Genomic DNA, 8,798 nt, shown 5'->3' with positions numbered 1-8,798 from the left:
GACAAAGTGAGCGTGGAGCGCTACACACGTCAAGCAAGCGGCCTCTGGCTCTACGAGCGACTGGCGCGGCGCGAAGACACGCTGACTCTCTCTAGCGTGAGCGTCGCACTTACACTAGACGAGATCTACTATCGGGTTTCTGCGTGACTCGGCGTGACTTACTGCTGGCCTCCACCGCTTCCTTGCTTCCTCTTCCCGCTTTTGCGCTCACGCAGAAAAAAACCGTCCAGCTTCGGGGAACGGTGCTCTACTCCTACTTCGAGTGCAGCGATCTCATCCTGCGCGTGACACAAGTCACGCTCGCCGATGGGGTCACGGTGGCGCTCGACCCGCCGCGCGCCAAGCGCATCGTGCTGGCGGACTTGGACGAGCCACCGGTGCTTGAGGAAGGTGAGACACTCGCGGTAACGGGGATTGATCTGGGTAGGGGCAAGGCGCTCAAGGCAACCCACTGGGAGAAGGCAGGCAGCGTGACTCCTGGCGAAGAGGCGACAGTGGCTGAGATTGCCCCCCTTTCTGCAGGGATCACGCTGGAGGACGGCACACGTGTCGAGGGCAAGCGTTTGCTCACACTCACAGCCACCGGCTACGGCCCCGGCGAGAATGGACAGTGGGGGGATAAGACCAAGCTGGAAACGACCGTGGGCTACGGCACCGTTGCCGTGGACCCGCGCGTCATCCCACTACGAACCCGGCTCTGGGTGGAGGACTACGGCTTCTGTATCGCGCTGGATGTGGGCGGCGCGATCAAGGGCCTGCGCATTGACCTCGGCCACGACACCGACGAAGCCGCCGCCCTTGTGGGCCGCGTTCGCCGCAAAGTGCTCGTGCTCGGATAAAATAGCCCCATGCCTCTTGTTTTTGCCGCCATCGCCCCCCACGGCGGGGAGATTGTCTCCCAGCTCACCGACGATCCGACGCTCATGGCCAAGACCCGCGCCGCGATGCAGGAGCTGGGCCACCGCTTTGCCGCCGGGATTGTTGGGGAACCCGATGGCAAGCACATCAAAGTGGCGTTCGAGAGTGATCTTGCGTTTACGGCGGCGCTACAGACCGAGTGTGAGAAAGTCCGGATTCCTCTGGCGCGGCTGGTGGGCGACGACTCGAAGGAGAAGGCCGTTTTGCCGCTGGACTGGGGGGCGGTGATCCCACTCTGGTTCACAGCGCATCCCCTCACGAACCCGCGCCCACAGACTGTGATTGTTGCGCCGGATCGGAGCCTGCCGCGTGAGACTCTGGTGCGCTTTGGTGTGGCGCTGGCTCGGTGCGCCGCCGCAACTCCGAAGCGCATCGCGCTGATTGCCTCATGCGACCAGGGCCACGCCCACGACCCGGACGGTTCCTACGGCTTCTCCCCCGTCAGCGCGGAGCACGATGGCAAGATGTGCGCGGCGATTGTTGCGGAAGAGTGGTGTCGCCCCCATGTGGTGTCGCCCCCATGAACGGGGGCGTGTTATTGTCCTCGTACCTCGGACACAAAGGGCGTGCCGCCCATACCGAAGACAGAGTTGACTCGGTATGGCCCGGAGGGCCTTCGTGTCGGAGCTTGTGACGACAATAAGACGCCCCGGTCCATCGGGGCGATAGTTCATCGGAGCGACTTACTTCTTCGGCCAGTCTTTGGGCATCCAGCGCGGGAGACGGGCGATCAGGTTGCGAGTGGTCTCACTGGTAGGCACTCCCCAGGCGGTGAAAAATGGCCCGAGGTTTTTATTAACAGCACGGGAGAAGCGCAGCATAAACTGATCGCGCTTCTGCTCATCGGTGCGGGGTAGAGCCTCTTTGGGCGCTTGTTCGTACTCCGCAAAGACACGCTGAAACGCTCCCCAACCAAAGGCATCCCGGAGCTGAACAAAGAGAGTGAGTGCCAAAAACGGATCGTCTTTCCATTTTTCGTAGGGGCTTCCTGCAGACACATGAGCTTGCAGGCGCTCCCGGACTGCCTTGGGTTCCATCGCAGGGTGGCCGATCTTATCCCCATTGAGCTTCTCGCAGCAGTAGAGCGAGAGTAGATTATTAGTGACTTCGCCGCATCCCTCCCAGGTCCACCACTCACGCTGATGATTATGTCCTAGCTCATGATAAAAGCCCCAGTTGGGCTCGCCGGAGCGCCCCCGCAGCACGCTTAGATCCACAAAGCGTCGCGCAATCTCATCCGTGTAGGTCATGATGGGGTAGCCAGAGTGCATGTAGCCGGCACTGATCTGCTTATCTAGCACATAGCGCTCCGGGCGCGGTCGGTTCTTCGGGATTTGGTAGAGATCGGCAGCCAGATCGGCGACCTCGTCCCAGTAACTCATCAGGGCCTCGGGATCGTCGAGAGTGCGCACCACGTTGGAGGGTACCGAGAGAATGATACTCTTGCCTTCCAGCTCCGCCCAAGGCCCTGGGGTATTCCGAATGCTACTGCGCCAGTCGGACACGGGCGTGACATCACGGACGAAACGAGGAGCGGCAACCGCCCCGGAGATAGTCACGGAGAGGCGGCCTTTGGGAAAGCCCTCAGGGACTTCAAGAAATACCGTCCCCCCAAACGCGCTCGCCAGCTTCTGCATGGGCTGTGTGAGCGAGCGGCGCAGCGTAATCTCTGGGAAGCGCTCCCACTTCTCCAGGTGCCAGAGCGTGTCCGTGTGAGAGCCAATCTGCACCGAGAGCCCCTTGCCTACCAGCTCTTTAGGAACCGTCAGAGTCAGCGGTGCTCCTGGCGCGGCATAGAGGCCCGTTCCTTGCCAGCCGGGGATGCCGCCCTCCAGCGTAACGGTCTGACTCTCCAGGCGCGGTGCATCGAAGGCCACGGCGCCAGGAAATGATCCTGAGGAGATATGGGCGGACTGACGATCTGCCGGAGCGCGACGGAGCGCGTTTTGTTCCAGTACAGCGCTGAGGCGGGCGACCGGCTGATCCAGACCGATAGGGAAGACCACGTTTCCCGCAAATCGCCTTGTGAGAGCAGCCACTTGTGGCAAGAACCGTGGCTCATCGCCCGGCAGCGGCCCAATCGCACTGGTCAGGGTCTGTCCCACTTGCGCCAGATCGTCGGCAGAGAGTACTCCCGTGCCTTCTGCATGCCTCTGGAGTGCCGTGAGCGCCGTCCGTCCATGAAGCAGCTCCAGCGGCCCAGACTCGGCCTTCCAGCCCTTTGTGCCCGTTGTCTCAAAGTAGCCGTCGGCCCAGGCAATACCCAGCCGCGCAAAGAGCTTGTTGCCCCCATGCTCCCCACCGAGTGCCTGCCCCGAGTGAGTCTGGAGCCAGCCCCAGCCCAGTGAGTCCATTACCACGCCGCCACCGCCCCGCACAAAGACGGTCAGTGCTTGCCCCATTCGCACACCCGCTTTACCGTCTAATGCCGTCGCATTCATCACCACGGCATCAAAGTCCGGAGATTCAATCTGGCTCTGGAACTGCGCGGTGGTTAATCGCACCACTTTAATCCCCGCCTTCTCCAGCACCTCAGCCACCTGAGGCTTATCCACCACAGCGACGGCGGATGTGGGCATCGCCAGCACCCAGCGCGCCGCATTGAGCAAAAACTGGGTATTGTCCAGACTTCGAAGGGCATCTGCCGAGAGAAAACCATCATGACCGAGTGCCACGACGCGCCCTCGCTCAAAGCGGCTTGCGGCGATCATGGGCAGGCGGCGCTTCCCAACACGCCCTGCCATCACGACAAAGGCGTTCTCGCCAAAAACAGAGAGTGGCCCGGGAATCGCCCCCGGCGCAATGAGCTCCGTGACATTGGTCAGTAGAGCAGTAAGATCAGTCTGTGGCGAGCGAGCAAGGGTGGCATAGAGTGCCACCGGAACAACAAACGGCATACCCAGACCCTACCACCAGGCAGCGGCGCTTGTCAACTGGCTATGCAGCCCGTAGCGTGAAGAGCGTGATTTCCGGGGGGCAGTTGAGCCGAATGGGATAGGCGGTGCAGCCGATTCCGCGCGAGATATAGAGCCGGGCTTTGTCGTAGGTGCCCCAGCCATCAATCTGCGCGAAGCCTTCCATGCCGGGTGGAAAGTGAGGGGCAATGCCAGGGACGCGAAACTGGCCACCGTGCGTGTGACCGGAGAGCGCAATGCAGGGGCGATCCTGGACGCAGCGAACCCCCACGGGGTTATGGGTCAGAAAAAGCAGTGCGGCGTCACCTGGGACACTCTGGAGGGCCACAGCGGGGTCAGGGATTCCCTTCCAGGTATCTTCAATCCCAGAGACCCAGAGGCCGGAGGCAACTTCAAGGCTGGCATTGCGGAGCATCTGCACGCCCGCAACATCCGTGAGGGTTCGAACAACTCGGTTGGGATACTCGTAATCGTGGTTGCCCAGAATTCCGATCATCCCCAGGCGCGGCGTGAGCGGCCCCAGGAGCTGCGCGAACGGCAGCGTATCGGCGGCATCCCAGCGCACATAATCGCCCGTCAGCACCACGAGATCCGGCTGCCAGGCGGCGGCCTGGCGTACAGCAGCACGGATGATGGAGTCGGGAGTGAGCTCGCCCCGGTGCGGGTCGGTAAGCTGAACTACCTTGAGACCGTCCAGTGCACTAGGCAGATTTGGGAGCAGGATTTCATGGGAGACAGCCTCTAGTGTAAAAGGCTCCACCAAGCCCTCGGAAAGAGCGGCAGCGGTCACTCCTGCACAGAGTTGGAAGAAGCCCCGACGGGTCGCGACGTGCCGTGACGGTGTTGGCGAATTACTTTGTTTTGCAAAGTTCATAGGTTCTTAGATACGCAAGTACCCTCTAAAAAGGTTCCCGAGTGTAAATAGTGGCGAAAAGGGAGAACTCGCTGTATACTCGCACTTCTGTGTGACGGTGAAAATCGCCGTACGCCACCAATTTCCTAGAGAATACCAAGGACCGCTACTATGCCCCTGCCAAAGAGACGACATTCGAGCACCCGTCAGGCCAAGCGCCGAACGCACTACAAGCTCACTCCCCCTACCCTGACCTACTGCAAACGCTGCAATGAGATGGCTCGCAGCCACTATATCTGCGCGGGTTGTGGCTACTACAATGGCCGTCAGTGGCTAACCCCCAAGGCGGAAGCCACGGCGTAGGTACCCCATTAAAGACTTAAATCGGGAAGCCTACTCTTGCCCGAAGTGATCTCGATAGCGCTTGATGCCGTCGGGGGCGATCATGCCCCCGCGGCGATCGTTCGTGGCGCGGTTGACTTTGTCCGCTCCGATGCCGGAGAGGGCGTTCGTGTTCTGCTGGTCGGCGATGCGCAAATCATCGCCGCGGAGCTCGTCGCCTGCGAAGCGGACGGCGACACGCGCCTGCCCGTTGTTCATGCCCCTCAGTTTGTCACGATGGAGGAGCACCCGATGGAGGCAATCCGTAAAAAACCGGAGTCCTCTATCTCGCTCTGCGCCAAGCTCGTAAAAAGCGGCGAGGCGCAGGCAACTCTCTCCGCGGGCAACACCGGCGCGTGTATGCTCGCGGCTCTGCTGATTATCGAGCGCTTACCCGGTATTAGCCGTCCTCCCATCGCCTCCCTCCTCCCGACGGAGACGGGACGGCACTGCCTTCTGGTAGACGCGGGCTCCAACGTGGACTGCCAACCCTCGCATCTGGCCGACTTTGCACTTCTGGGCGCACTCTATGCCGAACACGTTCTGGGTATAACAAACCCCAGTGTCGCCCTACTCTCCAACGGCGAAGAAGACACCAAGGGCAATGAGCTGGTCAAGAAATCGCGGCCACTTTTGCAAGACCTCCCCATCAATTTTGTCGGTAACATCGAGAGCAGCCATCTTTTTGAGGGTGGCGTGGATGTAATTGTGGCAGACGGATTCGAGGGCAATATCTTGCTCAAGGCCGCCGAGGGCATGGGTAAGCTGGCCATTGTCCATGTACAGCGCACCCTCGCCGAGGCCCAGACCGACGGCGAGCGAGCCGTTCTCAAGTCCGCTCTTAAAAAGCTCATTGCGGCGGGAGACTACGCGGAGTACGGCGGAGCGCCGCTCCTGGGAGTCAATGGACTCTCCCTCATTGCCCATGGACGATCCAACGCCCGTGCAATCTTCAGCGGGCTACGACTAGCGACTCAGGCGGTGCGCTCCGGCTATGTAAATGCGGTAAAATCCGCCCTAGAAGGAATGCCCCAAAAATGAGGACGTTGCGGCGGGCCACGATTGCCGGTATCGGAAAATATACTCCCGAGCGAGTACTGACCAACGACGAGCTCTCGAAACTTGTTGATACCAACGATGAATGGATTGTCCAGCGCACAGGAATTCGCGAGCGCCGTATTGCGGCAGCAAACGAAGCCACTTCGGATATGGCAACGAAGGCCGCGCAGGAAGCACTGGATCGTGCAGGAATTACGGCGGCCCAGCTCGATGTGATCGTGGTTGCCACGTGCACCCCGGACTTTAATAACTTCCCCGCGACTGCCATGCTTGTCCAGAACGCACTGGGGGCTCCACGAACCACCGCTTTTGATATCTCCGTTGCTTGCGCGGGCTTCGCGCACGGCCTAGATGTCGGAGCGCAGTTTGTCGAAACAGGACGTGCCAAAAATGTCCTGGTGATCGGGGCGGAGAAGATGTCGAGTGTTGTCAACTGGGAAGACCGGAGCACTTGTATTCTTTTTGGGGATGCCGCCGGGGCCGTGCTTCTCCAGCCCAGTGACGATGAGAGTGGCTTGCTTGCCTCCGATCTAGGAGCAGATGGCAGCGGTGCGTGTTTACTCAACCTTCCCGCCGGGGGCAGCCGTCACCCCATGACACCGGAGCTTCTGGCGGGCAAAGAGAACACGGCGCACATGGATGGCAAGGCAGTCTTCAAGTTCGGCGTAAAAGTGATGGGGGAGACGGCACTCAAGGCGCTCAACCGTGCCGGAATGACCGAGAGTGATGTGGACATGCTCGTTCCCCACCAAGCCAATATTCGTATCATTCAAGCGGCCGCCGAGCGGATGGGCCTAGTGGAAAGCGACGGCTCGCTAAGCCACAAAGTGGCCGTCAATATAGATCGCTACGGCAACACCAGCGCCGCCTCCGTGCCCCTTGCCCTGTACGAAGCGTGGCAGGACGGCAGGATCGTCGAGGGCAGTATTGTTGTCACCATCGGCTTTGGCGCAGGGCTTGCCTGGGGAGCAAATGTCATTCGATGGGGTAAGCTCAAGCCATGAAGCTTGCGTTTGTCTTTCCCGGCCAGGGTTCTCAGGCAGTGGGCATGGGCCGTGAGCTCTTCCAGAGTTCCGATGCTGCCCGTGCCGCCTTTGAGATCGTGGACGATGCGTGCGGGGAGGCGATCTCCAAGCTCTGTTTTGAGGGGCCAGAGGCCGTTCTCCGGGAGACCAAAAACACACAGCCTTGTCTGTTTGCCACGAGTGTCGCGGTGCTGGCAGCCTGCCGTGAAGCGGGCCTGGTTCCCTCGGTTGTTGCTGGTCACTCAGTCGGTGAGTACGCGGCGCTGGTAGCCGCCGAGGCTTTTGATGTGGCAACGGGCGCAAAACTCGTGCAGCAGCGCGCACTGGCTATGGCAGAGGCGGCGCGCCTGCATCCCGGCTCCATGGCCGCTGTTCTGGGGCTGGATGCCCGGGTCGTAAAAGAAATCTGTGACTCCCTAAATAGCGAGGGGCATATTGTTGTGCCCGCCAACGATAACTGCCCTGGCCAAGTGGTCATCTCCGGGGAGGCGATGGCTATTGCCGCCGCGGCGATTGTCTTGAAAGAGCGCGGAGCCAAGCGTATCTTGCCGCTAGAGGTCTCGGGCGCGTTCCATTCACCGCTGATGGAGTTTGCCGCCACCGTGCTGCGGCCCGTTCTCGCCAACTTCCCTATCGTGGATCCGAAGCTCCTGGTCGTTGCCAATGTCACTGCGGACTACGAAACGACGGCAGAGGAAGTGAAGGCCAACCTGGGTGCGCAAGTCGCCGGGCCGGTGCGCTGGACCGAGACAATCCAGCGACTCTGTGGGGACGGCTACACGCATTTTGTGGAGTGTGGCAATGGCAAAGTATTGGCAGGGCTCATCAAGCGCATCGCGCCTGAGGCGGTGGTCTTTTCGGTGGGCGACCCCACAAGTCTTGCCGTGGTGAGTGAGGGACTAAGACAATGAGCCTCGCAGGAAAAATAGCAATTGTCACGGGTGCCGGGCGTGGTGGCCGTGGGATTGGGCGTGGGATCGCACTGGCGCTGGCCCGTGCGGGAGCCCATATCGTGATCACCGCACGCACCAGTATCGCCGACGCCGAGGCGGTTGCGGAGGCGGTGCGTGAGGTGGGCTGCACCGCGCTGGCGATTCAGTGCGATGTCAGCGAAGCCGCTTCGGTGGAGAGCCTCTTCGCCACAGTGAAAGAGCAGCTCGGGCGGGTAGACATTCTGGTCAACAATGCGGGAATCACCCGTGACACCCTACTGCTACGCATGAGCGAGGAAGACTGGGATAGCGTGCTGGATGCGAACCTCAAGGGGACGTTTCTGTGCACCCGTGCCGCTGCCAAAATCATGCTCAAGCAAAAAATTGGGCGTATTATCAATATAACTTCGGTCAATGGGCAGGTAGGAAGCCCCGGACAGGCGAATTATTCCGCATCGAAAGCGGGTATGATCGGATTCACCAAGAGCGTGGCGCGCGAGCTGGCCTCACGCAACATCACGGTGAACGCTGTTGCACCGGGCTTTATAGATACCCAGATGACCGATTTCGTCTCGGGCGACTCGCGAGAGAAGCTTTTAGAGAAGATCCCGCTGGGCCGGTTCGGGTCAGTAGAGGACGTGGGCGCAGCAGTGGCGTTTCTGGCGTCGGATGCAGCGTCGTATATCACGGGGCAAACACTCACAGTGGATGGTGG

At 60.6% G+C, this 8,798-nt stretch carries 9 protein-coding genes; 7 read left to right on the top strand and 2 right to left on the bottom strand.

Features of this window, described 5'->3' with window-relative positions:
* Positions 1 to 143: 143 nt before the first annotated feature.
* Complete coding sequence (locus ACH2EH_RS21400; RefSeq protein WP_395144921.1) at positions 144 to 839, top strand: 3D domain-containing protein; 696 nt, start codon at positions 144 to 146, stop codon at positions 837 to 839.
* A 9-nt stretch (positions 840 to 848) separates the two neighbouring features.
* Positions 849 to 1,442: a hypothetical protein gene (locus ACH2EH_RS21395; RefSeq protein ID WP_395144920.1), complete on the top strand. Its 594-nt coding sequence runs from the start codon at positions 849 to 851 to the stop codon at positions 1,440 to 1,442.
* Between the two features lie 159 nt (positions 1,443 to 1,601).
* Here ACH2EH_RS21395 and ACH2EH_RS21390 read toward each other — a convergent pair whose 3' ends face one another.
* Both ACH2EH_RS21390 and ACH2EH_RS21385 read right to left on the bottom strand, forming a co-directional pair.
* On the bottom strand, positions 1,602 to 3,815 hold the full coding sequence (locus ACH2EH_RS21390; RefSeq protein ID WP_395144918.1) for a M60 family metallopeptidase: 2,214 nt from the start codon (positions 3,813 to 3,815) through the stop codon (positions 1,602 to 1,604).
* Positions 3,816 to 3,855: 40 nt separating this feature from the next.
* Entirely contained in the window at positions 3,856 to 4,707 is an 852-nt protein-coding gene (locus ACH2EH_RS21385) for a metallophosphoesterase (protein ID WP_395144917.1), read from the bottom strand.
* A 150-nt stretch (positions 4,708 to 4,857) separates the two neighbouring features.
* Here ACH2EH_RS21385 and rpmF point away from each other — a divergent pair, with 150 nt between their 5' ends.
* The 5 genes from rpmF to fabG all read left to right on the top strand — a co-directional run.
* A complete protein-coding gene (rpmF, locus tag ACH2EH_RS21380; protein WP_309692667.1) occupies positions 4,858 to 5,049 on the top strand; it encodes a 50S ribosomal protein L32 in 192 nt (63 codons plus the stop codon).
* 45 nt (positions 5,050 to 5,094) lie between these two features.
* Complete coding sequence (gene plsX / locus ACH2EH_RS21375; protein WP_395144923.1) at positions 5,095 to 6,108, top strand: phosphate acyltransferase PlsX; 1,014 nt, start codon at positions 5,095 to 5,097, stop codon at positions 6,106 to 6,108.
* Positions 6,105 to 7,130 carry a beta-ketoacyl-ACP synthase III gene (locus tag ACH2EH_RS21370; RefSeq protein ID WP_395144915.1) on the top strand — a complete coding sequence of 342 codons (1,026 nt, stop codon included), beginning with the start codon at positions 6,105 to 6,107 and terminating at the stop codon, positions 7,128 to 7,130. The genes plsX and ACH2EH_RS21370 overlap by 4 nt, the downstream gene beginning before the upstream one ends.
* Positions 7,127 to 8,062, top strand: coding sequence for an ACP S-malonyltransferase (gene fabD / locus ACH2EH_RS21365; protein ID WP_395144913.1), 936 nt, complete (start codon positions 7,127 to 7,129; stop codon positions 8,060 to 8,062). Before ACH2EH_RS21370 ends, fabD begins: the two co-directional genes overlap by 4 nt.
* Positions 8,059 to 8,798, top strand: a 740-nt coding sequence (gene fabG / locus ACH2EH_RS21360) for a 3-oxoacyl-[acyl-carrier-protein] reductase (protein WP_395144911.1), incomplete at its 3' end; no start/stop codon positions are given. The genes fabD and fabG, both read left to right, overlap by 4 nt.

It is taken from the genome of Armatimonas sp. (assembly GCF_043760365.1).
In the GTDB taxonomy this organism is placed as follows: domain Bacteria; phylum Armatimonadota; class Armatimonadia; order Armatimonadales; family Armatimonadaceae; genus Armatimonas.
The sequence above is the reverse complement of the archived record's forward strand: the minus strand, read 5'-3'. Positions and strand labels throughout refer to the sequence as shown.